19 protein-coding genes and 3 pseudogenes are annotated in these 20,004 nt (G+C 39.7%); 8 read left to right on the top strand and 14 right to left on the bottom strand.

Features of this window, described 5'->3' with window-relative positions; translation table 11 throughout:
- Nucleotides 1-3: 3 nt before the first annotated feature.
- The 6 genes from AC1DM9_RS05025 to AC1DM9_RS05000 all read right to left on the bottom strand — a co-directional run bounded on the left by AC1DM9_RS05025 (nt 4) and on the right by AC1DM9_RS05000 (nt 5,603).
- The gene (locus AC1DM9_RS05025; protein ID WP_441887003.1) at nt 4-660 is read right to left on the bottom strand and encodes a response regulator; all 657 of its coding nucleotides are present in this window, start codon (nt 658-660) and stop codon (nt 4-6) included.
- Nucleotides 661-1,455: 795 nt separating this feature from the next.
- A complete protein-coding gene (locus tag AC1DM9_RS05020; RefSeq protein WP_477578866.1) occupies nt 1,456-2,064 on the bottom strand; it encodes a transposase in 609 nt (202 codons plus the stop codon).
- A 92-nt stretch (nt 2,065-2,156) separates the two neighbouring features.
- Nucleotides 2,157-2,354 carry a hypothetical protein gene (locus AC1DM9_RS05015; RefSeq protein WP_441887000.1) on the bottom strand — a complete coding sequence of 66 codons (198 nt, stop codon included), beginning with the start codon at nt 2,352-2,354 and terminating at the stop codon, nt 2,157-2,159.
- Between the two features lie 1,055 nt (nt 2,355-3,409).
- On the bottom strand, nt 3,410-3,703 hold the full coding sequence (locus AC1DM9_RS05010; protein WP_477512988.1) for an HAD family hydrolase: 294 nt from the start codon (nt 3,701-3,703) through the stop codon (nt 3,410-3,412).
- Between the two features lie 156 nt (nt 3,704-3,859).
- Entirely contained in the window at nt 3,860-4,627 is a 768-nt protein-coding gene (locus AC1DM9_RS05005; RefSeq protein ID WP_477512987.1) for an alpha/beta fold hydrolase, read from the bottom strand.
- Nucleotides 4,628-4,655: 28 nt separating this feature from the next.
- A complete protein-coding gene (locus AC1DM9_RS05000) occupies nt 4,656-5,603 on the bottom strand; it encodes a COX15/CtaA family protein (protein WP_477578863.1) in 948 nt (315 codons plus the stop codon).
- Nucleotides 5,604-5,743: 140 nt separating this feature from the next.
- On the opposite strand from AC1DM9_RS05000, the gene AC1DM9_RS04995 reads away from it, so the two are divergent.
- From AC1DM9_RS04995 to AC1DM9_RS04985, 3 genes and pseudogenes are all read left to right on the top strand, one after another.
- Nucleotides 5,744-6,373, top strand: a complete 630-nt coding sequence (locus AC1DM9_RS04995) for a TetR/AcrR family transcriptional regulator (RefSeq protein WP_477512985.1) — start codon at nt 5,744-5,746, stop codon at nt 6,371-6,373.
- 980 nt (nt 6,374-7,353) lie between these two features.
- Entirely contained in the window at nt 7,354-7,611 is a 258-nt protein-coding gene (locus tag AC1DM9_RS04990) for an integrase core domain-containing protein (RefSeq protein WP_477512984.1), read from the top strand.
- Between the two features lie 304 nt (nt 7,612-7,915).
- Nucleotides 7,916-9,199: pseudogene (locus AC1DM9_RS04985) on the top strand (SpoVR family protein); the annotation flags it as partial.
- Nucleotides 9,200-9,640: 441 nt separating this feature from the next.
- On the opposite strand, the gene AC1DM9_RS04980 reads toward AC1DM9_RS04985, so the two are convergent.
- The 4 genes and pseudogenes from AC1DM9_RS04980 to AC1DM9_RS04965 form a co-directional block, all read right to left on the bottom strand.
- Nucleotides 9,641-10,012 (bottom strand): DUF8051 family protein, encoded by a 372-nt coding sequence (locus AC1DM9_RS04980; protein WP_477512960.1) that lies wholly within the window; start codon nt 10,010-10,012, stop codon nt 9,641-9,643.
- A 112-nt stretch (nt 10,013-10,124) separates the two neighbouring features.
- Nucleotides 10,125-10,919 carry a DUF6597 domain-containing transcriptional factor gene (locus AC1DM9_RS04975; RefSeq protein WP_477578861.1) on the bottom strand — a complete coding sequence of 265 codons (795 nt, stop codon included), beginning with the start codon at nt 10,917-10,919 and terminating at the stop codon, nt 10,125-10,127.
- Nucleotides 10,920-11,419: 500 nt separating this feature from the next.
- Nucleotides 11,420-11,742, bottom strand: a pseudogene (locus AC1DM9_RS04970) (aminopeptidase); the annotation flags it as partial.
- A gap of 415 nt (nt 11,743-12,157) precedes the next feature.
- The gene (locus AC1DM9_RS04965) at nt 12,158-12,445 is read right to left on the bottom strand and encodes a hypothetical protein (RefSeq protein WP_477578859.1); all 288 of its coding nucleotides are present in this window, start codon (nt 12,443-12,445) and stop codon (nt 12,158-12,160) included.
- A 931-nt stretch (nt 12,446-13,376) separates the two neighbouring features.
- Here AC1DM9_RS04965 and AC1DM9_RS04960 point away from each other — a divergent pair.
- Entirely contained in the window at nt 13,377-13,970 is a 594-nt protein-coding gene (locus AC1DM9_RS04960; RefSeq protein ID WP_477578857.1) for a hypothetical protein, read from the top strand.
- Nucleotides 13,971-14,241: 271 nt separating this feature from the next.
- Nucleotides 14,242-14,688: a hypothetical protein gene (locus AC1DM9_RS04955; RefSeq protein ID WP_364150309.1), complete on the top strand. Its 447-nt coding sequence runs from the start codon at nt 14,242-14,244 to the stop codon at nt 14,686-14,688.
- 184 nt (nt 14,689-14,872) lie between these two features.
- Here the strand turns inward: AC1DM9_RS04955 and AC1DM9_RS04950 are convergent, their stop codons facing one another.
- Nucleotides 14,873-15,742 carry a hypothetical protein gene (locus AC1DM9_RS04950; RefSeq protein ID WP_477578855.1) on the bottom strand — a complete coding sequence of 290 codons (870 nt, stop codon included), beginning with the start codon at nt 15,740-15,742 and terminating at the stop codon, nt 14,873-14,875.
- 726 nt (nt 15,743-16,468) lie between these two features.
- On the opposite strand from AC1DM9_RS04950, the gene yjcZ reads away from it, so the two are divergent.
- From yjcZ to AC1DM9_RS04935, 3 genes and pseudogenes are all read left to right on the top strand, one after another.
- On the top strand, nt 16,469-16,564 hold the full coding sequence (gene yjcZ, locus AC1DM9_RS04945; protein WP_477512965.1) for a sporulation protein YjcZ: 96 nt from the start codon (nt 16,469-16,471) through the stop codon (nt 16,562-16,564).
- Between the two features lie 68 nt (nt 16,565-16,632).
- Nucleotides 16,633-16,794, top strand: coding sequence for a hypothetical protein (locus AC1DM9_RS04940; RefSeq protein WP_477512966.1), 162 nt, complete (start codon nt 16,633-16,635; stop codon nt 16,792-16,794).
- A gap of 485 nt (nt 16,795-17,279) precedes the next feature.
- Nucleotides 17,280-18,001: pseudogene (locus AC1DM9_RS04935) on the top strand (DUF2935 domain-containing protein).
- Nucleotides 18,002-18,501: 500 nt separating this feature from the next.
- On the opposite strand, the gene AC1DM9_RS04930 reads toward AC1DM9_RS04935, so the two are convergent.
- The 3 genes from AC1DM9_RS04930 to AC1DM9_RS04920 all read right to left on the bottom strand — a co-directional run bounded on the left by AC1DM9_RS04930 (nt 18,502) and on the right by AC1DM9_RS04920 (nt 19,355).
- The gene (locus AC1DM9_RS04930) at nt 18,502-18,696 is read right to left on the bottom strand and encodes a hypothetical protein (protein ID WP_477552108.1); all 195 of its coding nucleotides are present in this window, start codon (nt 18,694-18,696) and stop codon (nt 18,502-18,504) included.
- A 32-nt stretch (nt 18,697-18,728) separates the two neighbouring features.
- Entirely contained in the window at nt 18,729-18,989 is a 261-nt protein-coding gene (locus tag AC1DM9_RS04925) for a hypothetical protein (protein ID WP_477578853.1), read from the bottom strand.
- Nucleotides 18,990-19,205: 216 nt separating this feature from the next.
- A complete protein-coding gene (locus AC1DM9_RS04920) occupies nt 19,206-19,355 on the bottom strand; it encodes a hypothetical protein (protein WP_477552109.1) in 150 nt (49 codons plus the stop codon).
- Between the last annotated feature and the right edge of the window lie 649 nt (nt 19,356-20,004).

The following is a 20,004-nucleotide window of genomic DNA, read 5'->3' as shown; positions in this document are numbered from 1 at the left end:
CACTTAATCCACTTCCCCGGTCAAAAAATAAATCGCGATTTGTGTACGATGCGTAAGACCCTTCTTGCCTAGAATAGAAGTAATATGGTTAGCAATGGTGCCTTCTGAGATGAACAGCTTCTTCGAAATCTCGCGATTGGAAAGCCCTTTCGCGATGAGGGACATAATGTCGTGCTCTCTATCCGTGAATAAGCTTCTGTCGATCTTACTCCCTTTATTTTCTTTCTTATCTTTATCCTTGTCCGGTAGCAAACTAGATTTCAGCTTATCGAGCACAGCATCCTGCAGCACATTATGTCCGTTGTATACAGTAATGATGGCATCCCGAATCCGCTCTGGATCGTTATTCTTGAGCAGATATCCCTTCGCCCCGCTCCGAATCGCATCGAGAATAAACGCCTCGTCATCGAAGGTGGTTAGGATTAACGCTTTGGTTCCTGTCAGCTCAGAGATCAGCTTGGTCGCTTCCACACCATTCATATTGGGCATCTGCACATCGAGCAGTGCCACGTCTACATCATTCTCCCTGCAGAAATCTACGGCTTCTCGACCATCCTCAACCGTCGCCAATACCTCGAACTCATTGAAGGTGGTCAGTATGATCCTCATGCCTTCCCGGATAAAGGGATTGTCATCGGAAATTATAACCTTTATTTTCATCGCTGCTCACTCTCCGTTCTACGCTATTTAACAACATCCCTCACATTTAGCTTGTGCTAGAGCATGTTTCACTTATTCTCTAATTTTGATTATATAAAAAATTACTAGAATATGAATTAATCAATCGATATCACACTTTACTGGTTAAAGCAGCTGTGATCGCGTGTGCAAATAAACTGCTCCACTGGATTTTTGCGATTTTGACCAAGAAGGCAGCAAGCATTCTAGACTGAATATACAATACTTAGATATGAAGGAATACCTTCTCTATATCGGTGGGACGGTTCTTTGTTATTAGTATATCATTCTTCGTTTCGTCTTTAATAAATATTGACAAGCTACTAGCTGGAATAGTTCAACGAGGCTGCCGTGTTATACAGGCAGCCTCGTGATGATTGTTAAGCTATAGTTACCCGTCCCTCCGTTTTAAGGGTTTATCTCACATATACTCACTCATTCGCAGGATTTCGTCACCTTGGATCAAGTCCATCTCAGGAAGCAACGCAGTTGATGCCGCTTGAGATGGTGAGCTGGGCATGCGGAAATAGAGGAACACTCAGGAAATATTCCCCAGACAGTCTCTACTGCACGCATACTCCACAATCCCTTGGAGGTTCACCCTCCCAAATCTCAACGGGTCACTGCCCTTACATTCCTTCGTTATACCTGTCCAAGGTGTGGAGACCGATAGCGTTTAGCGGATGGGTCTGAGCCCTTATGGGTAACGARCTCGGTCCTCCGTGCTTTCTTTTTGAAATCCTGCGAATGAGTCAATATACGTGATTTCTACTTAAYTTAAGCTGCTTCTGCCCATGCAAGGACGGTTTTCTCTGGCGTGAACTTTTCTCCTCGTTGTATAATACCAACTAGAATTCGTGCCAGCTTTCCTATTAACTTAAATATGGATTGCTGCTTTTTCATCTTCTTTTCTTGCACATTATGCTCATGCAGATGRCGGAACACGGGATTATTCCAAACGAGCTGAACCGTCACGAGATAGAGATATTTTCGCAGGGCTGAGTCTCCTCGTTTCGAAAGAACAATTCGTCCTTTTCGCTTTCCTGACGTACTTTCAGCCAAATTTAGGGCAGCTTTCCGTAATACTTGATGTCCATGCGCATACTGTTTTAAATCTCCTGTACCAGCTAGTGTGGCAGCGGTGAAGATCTTCCCGAGACCTTTTATGGTGCGAAGCTGCTGTGCCATTGGAATCTCAGAAAGCAGAGCTTCGATGTCCTTTTCAATCTGTTCAAGCATGGTGGTAACTCGTTCATATTCTTCAAGAAGCCGTATTAAATCTACCTTCGATTCTTCTACAGCGGTTTGATCTCCGACACTGCGTTTAGCATGAGCGGTGAGCTGGGTAGCCTTCTCCATCCCCGTAGAACCCCCAGCGCGCTGCATATGGGTTCTCCAAGCACTGATTACATCCGGTACTCCATACGTCTCCAAATCCTGTGGGCAAGGGAATGTCTTGAGGGTCGCCAATGATCGCTTTACTGAAATAGCTCACTGAAATATTGCAGCCCGACCCATTCACTTCCCCATATTCCGTGTATGAATGTATAATCGCGAAACGCGATCTGGATTCCATACAATGGAATATAGGCGAAGACGAGATAATAAATCATTCCGGGCAACACCAAGAACCAAACATATTTCGCTTTCAATATTGATCGGTACAAATCTATCATAGGTTTCCTCCTCTGGTATAGCAGTTATCTGTAATCCTATTCTAGTGAAAGCAGGAGCAACTTCGTATGGCCGTTTTTTTGGGATTTATGTGTTTATTTAAGCCGAGCCTATACTATAAATCCAAAAGCGTTAGAAGGAGACCGTTAAGTCACTCTATAACTTTATATGGCAAAAAAAAAGAACAAGCGCGAAATCCCCGCTTATTCAGTATTTGTGTCAAGATAATGCTTCGATGTAGTTCTGCTGTATCTTAAAGAGACTATATCCTAGTAGAATTTCTTTAAGGAGTTAAGCTAAGAGGATTAATATTATCTTCTTTCGCTTAAATATTTGTCTCCATATCATAGAGTAAAGTCAGAGGAGCCTTTATGTATCAAGGTTTTTTCTGTCATCTGACGGTTCCTTTATTAACTTCTCAATTACGTTATACCCCTCGTATATTGAGTTGCTCCATTACCTCCTTGACCGTATGCCTGCTATTCTCAGTTCAATTGCTTTTGCCTTTACTTCCACTGGGTAACTTACTCTTGTTGCCAACGTAAAATCACCTCCAAGGTTGTCTCCATATCTTACGACACGGTTGCATTTTCTTGAAGGTGTTTTGATTTGTCTCACGTTATGGGGTCAGTCCCCTGTGAGTCACAATTCATAGCAGAAGGCTTCTTTTGTATCCAGTTGGTCCCACAACCTGGGTTACATCGAAAGTTGAGTTAATTATTTAGCCTCGATATAAAATCTCTTATAGATGCTATCAATTACTTCTTTTATATTTTCAGATCTCTTAAAATCATTGCTTGCGATGATTATTTTTTTTGCTTTGTTGAATGATTTCTTTGCTTATACTTCAGGAAATCCTTGCTGCTTACCCTATCAAGACTCTCGTGCTTGCACTTACATTCCTTTCAATAAATCAATCTTCATACTGCCCTAAAATATTGTTAAAATCTAGAAATAACACATACAGTCAATAATCTTTATTTATTTGCCAGATGAGCCTTAAAGAATCTTCAAAATACTCTTTCCGAAACCAATGCTTCTTATATATAAGCCAGAGCTAGCTTCGAAAACTATTTATTGTATCTCTGATTTCTAATAAAGAATTAACCCTTAAGACATTTCTCTTGTCCGATTCACTATTCTGTCTATCTAGCCATATACCTTTCATTCCAATTTTTTCGCAGGCTAAAACATCATTCTCCAGATTATCTCCAATATAAAAACAGTCCGCTGTCGACGAGTTGGATCTACTGCATGCTATTTCAAATATTTTTTCATTCGGCTTAGAATAGCCCACATCGCCTGTTGTTACAATTAAAACAAAGGAATTAATAATCCCTAGCTGACTCAATTTAAGTATGAAGCCCTTACTTAAGCTTAATTTTCTTCATATTTGTTGTCGTTTGATAAGGAAGGAGACAATAAATTGAACAACTAAATGATATGAAGGCAGCCGATCGATGATGGCTGCCTTCATGCCGTTATTGCACATATACTTTAAATTGTGCTATTTATTTATAAATTGCTCCATCCAATTCTGCATGGCATCAACAATCTTCTCCAACTGGTCATCTTCTCCGATTTGAGGATCACTATCTCCCTTTTGCAGGCCATAAGATCCGAATTGTCCGTGATTCCCGCCATTGATCGAAACATATTCCGTTAACTCGGGAAGATTGGCTTTTGAGCTTTCCCATACTTCATGTTTAAGAACCCCGTCAGACGTACCTGTAATTTGCAGCGCGGCAAGGTCGGTATCGGCAAGGTTTCCGCTCTCATCGGCATACGATGCTAAGAAGTAGATGCCTGCCAGTTGATCGCTGTGCTCTGAAGCATATCTGGCCGCAAACGCGCCCCCTAGCGAGTGACCTCCGATGACAAAGGATTCCCCCGGATGCTCCTTCACGAAGGAATCGGCCTTGTTTTGCCCAAAAATAGCCAGATTAAGCGGCATTTTTGCAATGTATACACGATGACCTAGCTTAGCAAGCTCGCTTGCAAACGGCGAATAGCTACCCGGCTCAACTAATCCGCCAGGATAAAAAATAATGTTGGGCTGCATGATGCTTCCATCCGCTGGCTCGAATGTGTACCCGTCTTTCCCTTGTGTTACATTTACCTCGCTGTTGCTTTGCAATGCCGACTCCGCTTTATTGCTTGGTGCGTATGTTTGAGATTTTAGATACAGGAATGATCCGGCGGCAACAAGCGCGATGAGGACGAAGCCCGCGAGCAGGATGCGCAGCCATATGCGTTTTCGTTTTGTCTTTGTCACTGAGCAGCTCTCCTTTGAATAACTTTCATTATTTTTCAATTGTTGCAGGCTTGGAAAGCCTCCATGTCAGATAACTCATGTAGGCAAGCATGCCAAATAGTACAGCAATAGTGGTCATATGGGCTAGTATAACGAACATGTACAATTCCGGACGGTTAAGCGTATACAGCATGCCTACACCAGTAAGAACTTGGAACAAAATGAGACCAACAGCAAACTGGGCTTGCATCGTCAATTCCCGATTGCTCTTGTAATACTTGTAAATCCAAAACCACAACATGACAACCAGCAAAACCAGCAGCATACCGGCGATCCGGTGAGTCAATTCAATTGTTATCCCTCCTGCCAATTCCGGCAACCGACTGCCTGTGCAAAACAATCCGGTACAGGAACCTGCCGAATCGGTATGACTTACAAATGCGCCGGTATAGACCACCAGATAAGAATATACGGTCAAGCACCATACAAAATAGCGAAATGCCTTGCTTGTCCTCGGCATTTTCTCGAATTTCGCAAGTCCCCGCGCTTTCTGTTCTTGCCTCGAGCCAAGACTCGTCATTAAAGAACTCGCTAAAGCGATAAAAGCAAAGCCCAAATGGAGCGCCATCACAGGGGAAGATTGTGAAAATACGACTGCTAATGCACCCATTGCGCCTTGAACGATGACAAAAACCAGTGTTAACGCTGCAAAAAATTGCAGATCTTTTCGCTGCTTCAAATACACTAAAAAAGTTAGCAGTGTAACCACTGCCAAAATGCCTGCAGTCGTACTCACCAGCCTATGCGTGTATTCGATGACGGAAGCAAGCGTATGAGCCGGAACAAATTCCCCGTGACACAGTGGCCATTCCGTGCCGCATCCCAGACCTGATTCTGTTCTGGTGACGATACCACCTCCAAATGTCGCGAAAAACATAAACAGCGTTGTTGCGTAACTAAGCCATTTCAACCGAGTAATCGTTGCCAGTGTTTTCACCTGCCTTTTCTAGATGCAACCATGACAATTTTCATGGAGGAGATACTTTGATCTCATTAATTATATTTACCGGTAGGTAAATTATCAAGGTGCTTTTGATTAAAATGATGAATTGTCATAAAATATTCATGGAGGTAGTTATGATAAAAAAACACTCGCAACGTGCGCCAGGTAGACCCAAACATGCAAAAGATGATCCTTCCATACGGGAAATGATTATTAAGACTGCATCCAAACGTTTTATGGAGTATGGATACGAGTCTGTGTCGCTGCTGCAAATCGCCGAAGAATGCCAAGTGTCCAAGCCTGCTATTTATTATCATTTCATTAGCAAACCGGAATTATTTAAAGTGGCAGTTACAACCGTCTTAAATCAAGTACATAGGCATATATCTCGTATTCTACAGGAGGCCGAACACCTCGAAGACGGATTGGTTACAGTAGCCGAAGCGCGGTTAACCAATCCCCATGCCGAAATTGAAACGATGCTGAGAGAGGCTGAGCCCTTTTTAAATGAGGAACAACTAATGGAAATAAGACAATCCGAGCATAGCATCTACCAGTTATTAGCGGAACATTTTCAAGTGGCAATGGACAACCATGTGCTTAGAGTCAACGATCCTATGCTTCTGGCACAAACCTTCTCCGCGATGATGCTGCTAGGAAATCGAAAAGACACCCTTCTAAAATACGCATCCAATAGGGCATTGGCAAAAGAAGTGGTTGGAATCTTTCTGCGAGGCACATCCAATGTGGGTAACAAAAAGTAAAAAAACTGAGCAAAATGACATTTATCGTATTTCTTTATGATAAATTTCTTCTAACAATCAAAGAAGGGGTCACCTTTGTTTAAACTATGTTTATCTGCAGTTTGATTCGCTCAATAAATTTATAGGTATTATCCCTTATGTCTCAATACACTATACTTTTAGCTTAAACCTAAAATACGAAAACCCATAAAATCAGGGGTTCGAGAAAATCAAAACTAGTAATTGCATTCAATTATGGAGGCTGTATTTGCAATCGGAGCCAAGATTAATGAAATTAAGCATCACTTCGCCCCTTCCCACATGAAGGGGCAACGGAATTTCCTGAGATTAATTTAGGGATTATCACTGTACGTGTGCACGTCTGCAATAGTTGTAAACATGTTGAGCTTTTCTTTAATCCACCGCAATAATATCAAACGAGCGCCGTAGACTTTACGGCACTTTATTTCCCTCTTGTCCAATAATGTGACTTCAGGGGCATATTCCCTCCTTTGAAATGTATAGCGAAGATCTAGATATCGATTACGGCGAGCATATTCAAATATTATTACTTATCTATATAGCGCCATCGTGCGATGTCAAAGCCACACAAAGCACTGCCTTTGACAGTCGATGTCCTCGCAAATCCAACTCATTTCCAATAGCGCAGCCGATTACCGTCACATTGGTGGGCCGGGTTGACGGCACTCCCACTTGCTGGTGAAATTACCATTCGTTTGAAAGAAGTCTAAGAAGCGAACGAAGCTGCCGAGGAAGTCCCAGATGCGCATGCGACGTACAAAGGAGCCTATTTGATAATAATCAATCACCAAATCACCATGACGTTCCCAAACAAGCACTTGAAGTTTAAAACAAATGCTGGCGGATTGAGGTGTTTTTCCAAGCGGTCAAGTAGGAGCTTGGATCTGAGAAACGTGTCATTCCACATCCGAAGTCCATCAATATGCACTTTGGAGCTATACCTGTGAGAGCACCTCTGCTTGATCCATGAGCGTATCCCGCCTAGGACTCCAAACATGAACGCCTACTTCGAGTCGTTCCATAGCATTTTGGAGCGCCATCTGTTCGGCATACGAGATTTCATGACCTACGAGAAGGCTTATGAAGCACTGGAGGAATACATGGACTTTTACAATAATCTAAAGATTCACGGGGGATTGATTCAGATGTCTCCAGCTCAGTTTTCAGAGTGGACCAAGACGCTGGAGGACACTTCAGCCTTCCATAGAAAGGTGTAACAGCACGATAATAAGAGCTTACCTAAGAATGAATATTTTTGTTCGGTAAGACTCCGGTTTTAGGGGGGCTAGCCGTTTACACCATCAGTAAAATGAAGCGTTGCCTTCTTGAAGTTCCAGAAATTTCGAAGAACGATTTTTGATATGTAAATTTATATATATTGCTTCCATTCAAATCTTTTTTAAGTAATTTATAACACATAAATCCATTTTGAAGATATGGTAGTCTACAAAAATAATATACTTATGATCTCATATTCCGCTCAGCTCTACCTACTATATATATTCTTCATATTTATTGTAATTTGATAAAACGTTCAACAAAATGAAGCTCCAATACGACTTCGGCTTAAGCAAAATTTATGAGCTCGTTATTAACTCCAACCCCTGCTACGCGTTTCTTCTAGAGGGCAATTCTCTCATTCAAAATAAACTCATCGTCGCCCATGTGCTGGCTCACTGTGATTTTTTCAAAAACAACGCTCGCTTTGGTGTAACCAATCGCAATATGGTCGAGAGCATGTCTGCTACAGCGGACCGTATTCATCAATATGAAATGGATCATGGCACAGAGGCGGTCGAGAAGTTTATCGACGCGATCCTTGCCATTCAAGAGCATGTCGACCCGACGCTCATTAAGCCTTATCAATTGGATAAGAAACGTTATATCGAAATGGTGCAAAAAGACAGCGAGCGCTCGGAATGGAATATCCCCTCCTCCTCTTATGATGACTTGTGGAATCTGGACCCGGATCGGACGGCTGCCGCCGCATCAGCTGCTCAATCGCAGGCCGCTGACGCCAAACGTTTTCCGCCACGGCCAGAAAAAGATCTCGTCTGGTTCATTGAGGAGTATTCCCCTACTCTTGAGGATTGGCAGCGTGATATTCTATCTATGCTTCGCGATGAGATGCTCTATTTCTGGCCGCAAATCGAGACCAAGATAATGAACGAAGGCTGGGCTTCCTACTGGCATCAGCGAATCATACGCGAGCTTGATCTAACTAGCGATGAAACGATTGAGTTCGCTAAGCTAAACTCCTCTGTCGTGCAGCCTTCCCGGCACACCTTAAATCCCTATTATTTGGGCTTGAAAATATTCGAGGATATCGAACGCCGTTTCGATAATCCAACGAAGGAAGAACAAGCACGCTTCGGACGCGTCCCCGGCAAGGGCAGAGAAAAAATGTTCGAGGTACGCGAGCTCGATTCAGATATTTCGTTCATCCGCAACTATCTAACGAAGGATCTGGTTAATGATCTTGATTTGTACATTTTCGAGAAAAAAGGCCCTGAGTGGAAAATTACCGATAAGTCGTGGGAGAAAATTCGCGATCAGCTAGTTTATTCAAAAGTAAACGGTGGTTTCCCTAGTTTGATGGTTAAGGATGGGGATTTTAATCGTGTGGGTGAGCTTTATTTAATCCACGAGTATGAGGGTATGGAATTGGATCTGAAGTATGTTGAGCGTACGCTGCCTCATGTCGTTCAGCTTTGGGGGAAAAACGTTCACCTGGAGACGTTTGTTGAGGATAAGAAGATTGTGTTCAGCTGTGATGGGAAGAAGACGAGTCGGAAGTTTGTTTGAGTTAAGAAGATAGTGCTTCTTAATTCTGCATTTAAAAGCTATTATGCATAACCATGAGACAAAAAACCCGATCTCATTCGATCGGGTTTTCTATTTTTCGGACAGAGGAGCGAAGGGAATCGGATCCCTGTCCGAAGATAACGCAACATAAGTTTCTACGGGTGTAGTCACAGTTTTGATGTCACCCTAGTATCGCTCCGAACCGGCTATAATTTGGGTCAGATAATAGAGATTTCTCTGTTATAGGAAAGCTATCTTCAATATGTTAAAGCATTTGGGCTTGAATAATACATCTGAAGATATACTCTCGTCTGCTAAATATTACAGCTGCTTGCACCTATGACTTATCTGAATAAACAAAGCCTACCTTTATCAACTAAATAGTCGAATGCTATTTCGGACGTTGCTAAACCGTAAAAACAACATACACAGTTCCTGCCCTCACGAACCGATGTGCACAATCGCCGTCACAAAGAGGAAGAGGAATACAGCCATGGATGCGTTAATGACTTCGAACAGCGCAAGTGGCTTAGACATTTTAGTCGGTGATTTTGGAAAGATACCCGCTAAGTCGATAATGTACACGATAAAGTATGAAACAGCGATGATTTGTGTGATTAAAATGGCATTTGGATGTGATATCAACAAGAGATAGCACGCGATAAACGACGTAATTCCAAGCAAGATAAGAAACAGATTAAACCCCCAAAATACACCTCCCTTTAATTTTGAGAAATCTCTATTCTCAATCGGTCCTCCCGGAACCAATATCGCCAATAATGTTACATTTAAAAACACTAGTAAACTTGCCATGATCATAATATCCTGCATCGTTATCTCTTCCTCTCATTTGTTAGTGTCTCAAGATTAACAGGAAGGATAAAACATGTATTGTAAAAAATCAGCATCTATGATCAGGTATTTATTACTTCTGACCATGCCATACATAACTAAGGGTTAATTCATGCGGCAGTTTCTCTAACTCTTTGACGGTTTTGCCTGCAAATCTTTTGGATGTTTTGATGAGGTGGGACTGATCATAGTAACGATACTGCATATCCTTCCTCAATCCTTCATCCTCAACATGTTTTCTGAACTTCACAATATCTCCAAAGGCCTTTGGGGTCAGTCCGATCTGTTTTTTGAAGAAACGCTCCAACGTACTTACTGAAATACCAAAAAATTTTGCCATACTCACAATGTTCAAGTTTTCATATTCTCGTTCTACATAAGCAAGCATTTTTTCTATGCGGTCAGTATCCTTCTTATTCAACGCCATTTTATGCAGCAAATAATGATTGATTGTTGTGATATGTTGCTCCACATCTCTAGATTTCATCATCATTCGGTATAGTTCATCTAGATCAGGGTCCACATCGATGGCTTGAACGATTCGCTCTGCCAATTCGAGGCTGGGCACATGAAACAATTGTATAAACCCTAATGGAGTTAATGAAATCCCGATTTGATACAGCTGTTGTCCGTATCGAACATATTTCACGCTTTTCATTTGACCAATCACAACCGTATTGGGGATCACCATTTCCTGATCTTCTCCCACCTGCCTATAGGCAGACCCATAATTGAAAATGATATTGATATACCCCAGTGGCATAATTATATCTTCTCTGTTGTCATCAGAGAGAAAGTCGAAGTCTACGACCCAAATATAGCCCACTATCTTATGTAAGGCATTTATTGGTTCAAAAGTTCGAATCATCGTATGCATCTCCTTCTAAAAAACTGGTGATTATCCACTTTTTGTCCACGTTTCCCTTGAACTCGAATTCCATAGGTCATTTCAAGGGAAAAAAACATGTCTCGATAAAACCCGCTATTAATTTTCTAGTTTATTGTAAACACAATATCAACAACCAAACAGATTTTCAATTCTCAATAAATTTGATGTCTACAATTCTGAGTGTAACAAAAGTCCTAACCGTATGAGGCCGGGCTTTCCCATGGTGGAGGTGAGGGCCTTGTTCATATCTCCATCTTACTTGCTCACGATGTCTATCCCCCGCCGACGATATTAGAGGTTGGATATAAACTCCGTGCTCTCTACGCTTCGCTCCAGTCCGCGCGGACTTAACCCAGGGTTCGCCCCCTCGAGACTCCACTCAACGCAAAAAGGACACCTCTAAGGTGTCCTTTTTCATGTTGGTAGAGGCGAACCGTGGCTGTGCAAAACCACAATTCGCCGTCGAGTGAACAGTCCTCCTAGAAAGCCCCATTCCCTTGTTGGAAGACAGGCTCGATGGTTCCGTCAGGAAGTTCGCCATCAACATCAAGATTTGCGCAGCCGATCATAAAGTCAACATGCGTAAGACTTACATTAACGCCCCGCTCCAGAAGTTCTTCGCTGGATGGTTTCGTCCTTCCTTCCATATTAACAGGATAAGCACTTCCTAGCGCCAAATGACAGGAAGCATTCTCGTCAATGCCGGTATTGTAAAGTACTCTGTTCAATTGGAGATCGGGGAATCATGCGGTACTAAAGCCACCTCACCGAGATAGGATGCACCTTCATCAGTATCCGGCAATCTATTTCTTAGCCACAACGGCATCATCACACTTTAGGAGTATAGAGTTTGTTTGGAGGGGAATAAAGAAAATCTTGACTACCTCCTGGTAAGGCCGTTAATTATTTTTCTCTTTTGTATTCTCTAAGTTTACCTATCCAGGCTTTTTCTACTTCTTCAATTATTATCAGATGTTTATTCTTTATATTTGTACGTCTTGAATTTAATAAGAAGTAAGTGTTAAGAAGGAAAAAAAATAATAAAAAACAAAGAAAAAATGAAGAGTATGATTCTGAACTCGTTTTAAAACTATGGATAATTTGAACAATCGACTCTTTATAACCTTCGTAATCTTGCTCTTTATTACTATTTGCAAAAACAAGGAGGCTCGCATTAATTGATATAAAGATTGTAAATGAAGCTAGTATTAATGGCACTATAAACTTACTAATAAGATCAACGTATGTTGTAGTGCAAGACCTCCTTCATAAGTTTTTAATTTTAACTTAGTAATTCTAAATTTCTCAAAGGATGACTCAGCCAAGCTCATATAAGCTTTATATAATCTCAGTGTTTCGTCTACTTTCCCTAAATTCAACTTATCCATTACTTCCTTGATTGGTGCATTAATCTTACTAATTTCATGCAAGTGTTGAATTATTACCACTATTGTAAAAATGATGATAGAAACAGCAAAAATTTGATTATTTGTTGATATAGACATTTCTCAACTTCCTCTCATTGAATTAATATTATATATCGGAGAAAATGAGTTAAGTATTATTGTAATTCCTGAAAGTATACTTTTAAAAGATAAAAAACTTGAAGCAAGATTGGTATTTAGTTGAGATATTTTTTGATTACAAAAAACAAAGTGATGGTAAAAATAGTATGTTATGAATGATTCATGTTATATAACTTCTGTTACAAATGCTTTTGCATGAAAAGTATCATTAACTTCATTCAACAGCGTCTTTCTAGGAATTTTACATCCAGAGATGCTCAACTGTTAAAATTGAACAGGACATTTAACCATTTTAGAAAGCATGCTTTTTGATACACATAAAAAAGACACAATAAAGCGTTTCAAAAACTATATATTTGATTTTTGGTACGTTTCATTTACTTATCACACATTTTGATACGGTATAATCATCGAGATCTTGATTAGTAATTGGTCTTTACATACCCTGTAGCCAGATGCTCTAAAAAATGATGTACATCACCATTTTTAAAATCAATTTGAACAATGATGCCCAGGATCTTCTTTTTACTCATGATTATTACATCAATTAAAAAATCATACTTTATCATATGAACGGAACCATTATGTTTTATAAAATAAGTTCGGTTTTCTGATTCCTTTTCCTCAAAAAATCTTTTTAATGTGGCTGCACTACTTATCCATTAATCCCTCCAGCTTATTCTTGAATAATTTCATATTGAGCATAGCACTAACATTTCTATATATAGTCAGCAATTAGTTTGCAAAAAGTATGATTCTCAAACTATATTTGTCTGCATTAGAGCAGGCTTTGGTGTCCTGCTCATTTTATTAAACTAACGGGCAGGTTAGTGTAATTACTTCTCGAATACCTTAGGTATTCGGAAATTATTAGTATCAATCTCTAATCATTTACTCGGTGGTGTCATCTGTGGGAATGAATTTTACTGCGTATATGTCACATAACCTTAAAAAAACTGAAATAATAGAGTTATGCAATGATTTAAATGAAAACAGTTCTCGATTTCCATTAATTCGTGAGTTTATTGATACACTTTTACCATTCAATCCAAAGGATAATGTGAGGAAGTGGCGTACAAGTTTTGATAGTGCAGACGGAACAAATAGCTTGGCAGGTCCCTGTGGAATATCACTTACATTGTCAGAGAAAGTATGTTATTTTCACCATTATTTTAGATGGAAAGGATTTTTAGTAGATAATGAGATACAACAGTTGCTGAGGAATGTTAGCTATGGATTTATGAGGACTTTTAACGCTTCATTTGTTATTTATGTCCCAGATAATGCTGCAAAAGAATCCGCAATTATGGATTTCATCAAGGAAGATGAGAATAAGTATATTAATTATATAAGAGAATGGCTATTAGAGAATTGTGGGTTACCAAAGAATAATATCAACGATATTTATAAAGAGTATGAAGATTACTGGGATTCAGAAGGATATTATATAGATTATTTTAATGAAGATGAGGAGCCTCATAAAAGTTCAGACTTGATTTCATAAAATAACGATTTCAAAATGGAATCTATCGTTCCACTAACGGGGAATGATAGTTCAATGATAGCAGCGGCTTTCTAGGACTTTATTTCTCGTCCATGGCTGCCGTCGTATTCGCGAACCATACTGTCTATTAGTGTGTATTGATATCCACTCATGTACAATGAAAAGTAAGTTTTTCAATTCTATTAAATGTGCTTATCTACTAGTAATACCGCACAAACAAATCTATCAATTTTATATATACTATATTATTCCCCATATAGGAGATGATATAGTGAAAATTAAAACATCAGCTAAGAGAGTAGTAAAGACCAGCGCGATGAAGAAAAAATTGAACACTCAGTTAAAAAAGCAAGTTCGGGTGAAAAACACCACTTCGGGTACTGTTAGAAGCACAGGTGTTCTCAAAAAAAATCCGAGTACAACATTTGCCCATACCGAAGTCATGAATCGGAGATCTTCACCGATAACCGCAACCGTTATGGTCTTTAATTGGGATACCAATTCACCAGTAAGAATTGGTAACAACACCGTTACCATACCAGCCAATTCCCTTCGATTTTTCAATACAAATCTCGCTGGTGTCAACGATCACTATGAAGTAGTTGTCATCCTTTCAGCTACTTCAAATGTTATTGTTAACCATTTCGGAGTAGCTGGGGATGTACCGCAAGATGGTAACATCGTTCTGGATCGTGACTTTATTTCAATTACGTTATAACATGTTATAAAAAAGCGCCCATAATTTGGCGCTTTTTTATTGCACAGTATTATCTATTTGTCTTTGTAAATGCCTATAAGTGCTTATATATCAACGTTTATGGATACATCAGCATAGGACCATACCGTTCATCTCAATTATTGAACTAACGGGCAGGCTAACGTGGAAATATCTTGAATACATTTTAATGGAGAAATCTCAATAAATTAGAGGAACATAATGGGGACAGATATTCATTGTTTTGTAGAAGAGAAAGTGTATCGATATGAAGGCGTAAACCGAATGAGCAAATGGATATTGGTTGATAAATGGACAAATAGCAGTTATGCGATTCTTTAACTTTCACCAAGCAAATCAGTTTACAACAAGGTATCCTATGACGCGAGGAGTGAATACGAATTGGGTTGCCTTGTTCAAAGCTCCATTCGTACCTACCAGGAATCCAACCGTCTCCAAATTTAATTTCGATGTAACTGCCTGCATACACAGGCTCACGGCCGACGAAATGTCGAAGTCCTCCCTCGCCGCTATGACCAAGTGTAATCGATCCCTCGATTACCCCCTCTTTCTTTGATTGTGGTATCATCGGATCTTTTTCCCCAACCCATCTTTTCACTTTAAGTTCATAGCTTGGAACGGGCTCCAACCAGTCCGCATCTGAGTAATACAATCCAGTATGATTACCAAATTGGTATTGGTTTGGTGTAAATAGAATCCTAATTTCATTGAATGGTGGTACGCGTACTATCTCTTTCCCAACATCCGGATAGCGACGCTCTATCAGACCAGACCAAACTTCGGATATAAACGAATCGTTATCTTTGAGTTCATATAGTGGCAGTGTATCCATAAAGTCAGATCGTCTTTTTCCTGCCGCCTTGGCATCTTCTTCTTTTTGCCTTGCTCCTGCGTACGGATTGAGCAGATAAAGCCCAAAGTGATAAAGGTGTATATCAATTTCGTTATTAATGAGCTTGTCTACGAGGATCTTCAGGACTTTTAGGCGATCACTTTTCGTATTTGTGGAGATGAGCAGAAAATTCACGTTCATCAAGTTTTGAAAGAAAGTCGCAGGATACTGGTACACGTATTGTTGGCCATTAATACCCTTACCCCTTATTCAGATAATCAAAGGCCAAACCGCACCGGCTTTACCATCCATTCCTCTTTCCATAATCCTCTGTACTTCCGTTCTCTCTCCTGAGCTGCTTCGTAGTCGTACCATGAATAACCAAAACCTTGAATAATACGGTTATTACAGCTGCATTCGCAAATTTGGTTTAAAGACCCCTTTGCCTTCCGAAAATCCTTTATATATAACTTAGGCATCATATTACCACAGCGTGCTCATTCAAATGTCATTCCCCGTTTTGTTATTACCGCCTTCCTGTTCTGCGATGGCGGTGCTAAACATTCCTCAAGCGTTATCATTTCCATCCCAACACCACCTATTTCTTAGTTGCACCTATAATCAATCATGTCTCTACACAAGTTTCTTTTCCGCAAATATGGCAATACCTAACAGCTGGCTCACTGATATCAATCAGGTGATCAGTATCTAAAATTTCAAATGACGCTTTGCAATTTGTGCAATCGAAGTTCACATTCAATCCCCCTCATGTATTTGGATATTCATTCAACTTTGTCTCATAAATCGTTCACACTTATTGTCCTATCCTTTTATATAAGGCTAGTATCATTCAGGAACAAACATCCAATCACTCAATTCTATCAATACATACTCTACATGGTAGTCAAAAACAGGGAGGTGAAGTGAATAATGCACAATAACCTTGGTACGATTCTGGTGCTTTTCATTCTATTAGTAATCATCGCTTGTAGCTGCAACGTCTTCCGCCACCATGACAATTACTAATCCCATAGACGTAAACTGTGTACGCTAACTTTTACAATTCACTAAGACTTAAGGAGGTAAATTGAATAATGCACAATAACCTTGGTACGATTCTGGTGCTTTTCATTCTATTAGTGATTATTGCTTGTAGTTGTGGCGTCCTCGGCCGCAACGAGAAAAGAGAAGATAGACGAGAAGATAGAAAAGATGAAAGAAGAGTTGAAGGCATCAATACAGGCTGCAACTACTGAGAGTATTAATTTTGAAGTTCGATCAACTTTCACCTTTTTACAAAAATAAAATACGATCTATTCAGAAGGCCCATTCTATGGGTCTTTTGAGTTCTAATAATTCATATCAAAATCTTCAATATTCAGTTTGATCACTAATCACCGCAGAACAAACGTCCAGCCCCAAAGTGTCATCCACACAAATCTGCATTGCTTTTTAAATATTGGGAGGCGAGTGTTTGATGGGTGAAATTATTGATGGTTCTACTATGCTTATTATCCTGGTATTGTTCACTTTGTTGGTGATTATTGCTTTCATTTCAGTAATCAGACGGTGTTTATAAATCCAAATCTTTCAAATACAATTCACACTTTCCACATATTTGTGTATTCAAACTGAGTATTCATCACCCATTACTAAATTAAAATCCTGGGTAGGGAATAATACAAGTTTTCCATTCATACAGTACTCTTAAAGATTACTTCTTTGAGGGAGGATTCCGCCATTGTTTGATCAGTCATTTGTCGCTCGTTCTCTAGAAGAAGTTAGGTTTTGGTCTATTTCTATGCCATCTTCGAAACGATCGAAAATAAATCTAATGCCTTTACCTTTGGAACAGATCCCGCTGTAATTAAAAGATTTAATGAAGAAGTGCATACTGCAGTCTAATATATTTGGGCTTTCAAAAGAAAAGTACTTGGTTTAATACTGACGTGTCAACTTCCGGGTGCAAACAACTTCCCATTGTTGGTCGATCATGTAAGCAGAGAAGCGAATTATTTCAGAAATCGGTTGTCAGAATTAAATTCTGGTCGGTTAGAGCCGCTGCCTGATGCAATAATTGACGAGAATGTTTTCTTTTTAAGAATCATGGCTGATCACGCCAAGTTCATCAGTCATTTACTTGATCCTTCCGAACGGAAGCTAGTGGAACAAGCAAATAATTTTAGTCAAGAATTTGATACCTTACTATTTCAAGCAAAGGACTTGGAATCTATGCGTCCTCAATCGCAATCGGTTCCGTTACTTGACCAATTTCTTGATCAAAACAAGGTGTCGGGTAAATCGCTTCGTGATTTTAAAAGGACTGCTCGTGACCTCATTGAAGCCTGTCGAATAAAAAGTATTATTCATCCGTTATTGGCGGATCATGTATTCAGAGAAGCAGAACATTTCCTCGTTATAATCGATATGTTTGAAAACAGTCTGACAGGTAAACCTGCTTAATCTTTGAATTGTAGAATTATTTCCATTATGTATTTTTCCCCATGTCCAGTCGGTAATAGTTAAATGAAAAAAACTATGCAATAAGGTTACTAATACCTGATTGGATATGGATAACCAGAATACTACTTTCACACCTCATATGTTCATCTAAAATATTCTGAGTTGACCTTTGCTTATTTGCAAAGCATTTATTGCGTGTGGAGAATAAGCTGAGTATCCGTTATCTGCGTTCTCCGGCCAAACGATATAGATTCGATCACCAACAGCAGGACATTTAACAACGCCTTCTCTCCATCGATTGTCTGTTTTGTGGTTCTACGATCTCTCCTGTTGCATTGGCCAAATCATCTCCCCATGTTCTTCCGTATTCAGTCTTGTTCTCATCGATATCCTGTTGTAGATACCTACCATTCAAAAACGTCCTGAGCCATTGCATTTGGTTGGCAGAAATCTTGCAAAGCTTGCTCGATACCTTGCAGACGCTTCAATTCCTCTCGTAACTATTCGTTTTGCTTTGCATTCAGATTAAAATGACTTGTCAGTTCTCGAAGCTTTTGGGTTTGTATTTCTCTTGACTCGCATGCCGATTTTATATCCGCTTTTAATTGTTGATTTTCCGACTGAGTTGCTAGAAGGTCAGCTTCCAGGAATGCTATGACCATCCTGTTTTCTTCAATCTCCTGTTTTGCGTTCATATGAATCCTCCTATGTTCTTTCGTATTCAAAGCTATCCGTCAATTTCTTTAACCTTAAATAACGCTTCAGTCGCAATCATTGACTCGCTATTCAATCTTTCGAGTGCTTCTTGCATGATTTTAAACTTCGATTCCATTGCTGCCTTTGCCCCTGCTTTACTTCGGCAGCCAACGCAACATATCCGGTCGAATCGATCCAACGTCCAACTGTCTTCCCATACCAACTCACGACAGTAAGGGCATTCTCCCAAGATACAGCCGCTTGCCATCCGCAGTACCTCAGTACCCTTCATGTCCTTCCGTATTCAATCTATAATATAGTGATATCCAGATCACGATTATATTTTTTGCGGTAATCTTGATAAACCTTCAATACCTCAGACTTTATTTCTTCAGGGTTGTACTTTAGTGCTTGCGGATCTGTAGCTGTCCATAGTACAACATGAAAGTCATAATTTTTTTCTCCATCATCATGTTTATATGGAATTTTCCGACCTACTATATGTTCTTCAGTTAATGTAATTCTTAATGACCATAAATACAGGGATCTCACGACGTTTTGGAGACGGTTTTTTTATTGATGGAAGACACATATATCCAATGCCACCTAAAACTAAAATGACAATAGCCATAAAAATAATTTTACTCAGTTCGTACATATAGATGACCTCCTTGAGTTTACTTGTTTTGAATTTCAGCACCTTTAATTCAAAAAGTGAACATGAGATATTTTATATACGAAAATAGCGAGCAAACCTATATGGTCTACTCGCTATCAAAATTTATTTCATGTTATTATTCTATTGTTCAACAATATACGCGCTTAGATATCATTCATTTGTATTAATGTTCAGCTTCAACCATTCGGCTCTTCCGGAATAATAAGCGGCGTAAGATGCGTGTGATATTCAGGCCAATCAGAGTCAAGCGGCGAACCATAATATGGTGGTTCCTCAATTGGAAATGAAACCACAATACTTCGCCTTTATCTTCGTGCCATTCATTTATTGGGCGTGGGATCGTTGCATCCTCAAATTGTTTTAGACGCGTCACTGCTAATTTGTAATTATAAAAGTCTAGTATGTACCAAATTCCCCAATTGTACTCTTGTAATTTCTCAGTGTAGCGAAGCATCCAGTTTGTACTTCTTCTGTTAAGCGTCTCATTAAATCCTCCCATGTATTACTGTATTCAGACTTCGTCAACTTAAATAAGTTTATCACGTTGTAGACGTTCTCTGAATCCATCTTCAATAAGTCTTTTTTGCAGGAGGCTAATACATGTTTCATTTATAGATTTAACACTGTC

This window comes from Paenibacillus sp. 01T431, from assembly GCF_056398625.1.
The sequence above is the reverse complement of the archived record's forward strand: the minus strand, read 5'-3'. Positions and strand labels throughout refer to the sequence as shown.

Excerpts from the sequence above, each read along its gene's own strand:
- AC1DM9_RS04965 (WP_477578859.1), bottom strand. The coding sequence starts at position 12,445 with ATGTCTATATCAACAAATAATCAAATTTTTGCTGTTTCTATCATCATT.
- AC1DM9_RS04940 (WP_477512966.1), top strand. The coding sequence starts at position 16,633 with ATGCACAATAACCTTGGTACGATTCTGGTGCTTTTCATTCTATTAGTG.
- AC1DM9_RS04995 (WP_477512985.1), top strand. The coding sequence starts at position 5,744 with ATGATAAAAAAACACTCGCAACGTGCGCCAGGTAGACCCAAACATGCA.
- AC1DM9_RS04930 (WP_477552108.1), bottom strand. The coding sequence starts at position 18,696 with ATGAACGCAAAACAGGAGATTGAAGAAAACAGGATGGTCATAGCATTC.
- AC1DM9_RS04980 (WP_477512960.1), bottom strand. The coding sequence starts at position 10,012 with ATGGCAAGTTTACTAGTGTTTTTAAATGTAACATTATTGGCGATATTG.
- AC1DM9_RS04925 (WP_477578853.1), bottom strand. The coding sequence starts at position 18,989 with ATGAAGGGTACTGAGGTACTGCGGATGGCAAGCGGCTGTATCTTGGGA.
- yjcZ (WP_477512965.1), top strand. The coding sequence starts at position 16,469 with ATGCACAATAACCTTGGTACGATTCTGGTGCTTTTCATTCTATTAGTA.
- AC1DM9_RS04920 (WP_477552109.1), bottom strand. The coding sequence starts at position 19,355 with ATGTACGAACTGAGTAAAATTATTTTTATGGCTATTGTCATTTTAGTT.
- AC1DM9_RS05015 (WP_441887000.1), bottom strand. The coding sequence starts at position 2,354 with ATGATAGATTTGTACCGATCAATATTGAAAGCGAAATATGTTTGGTTC.
- AC1DM9_RS04975 (WP_477578861.1), bottom strand. The coding sequence starts at position 10,919 with ATGATTCGAACTTTTGAACCAATAAATGCCTTACATAAGATAGTGGGC.
- AC1DM9_RS05025 (WP_441887003.1), bottom strand. The coding sequence starts at position 660 with ATGAAAATAAAGGTTATAATTTCCGATGACAATCCCTTTATCCGGGAA.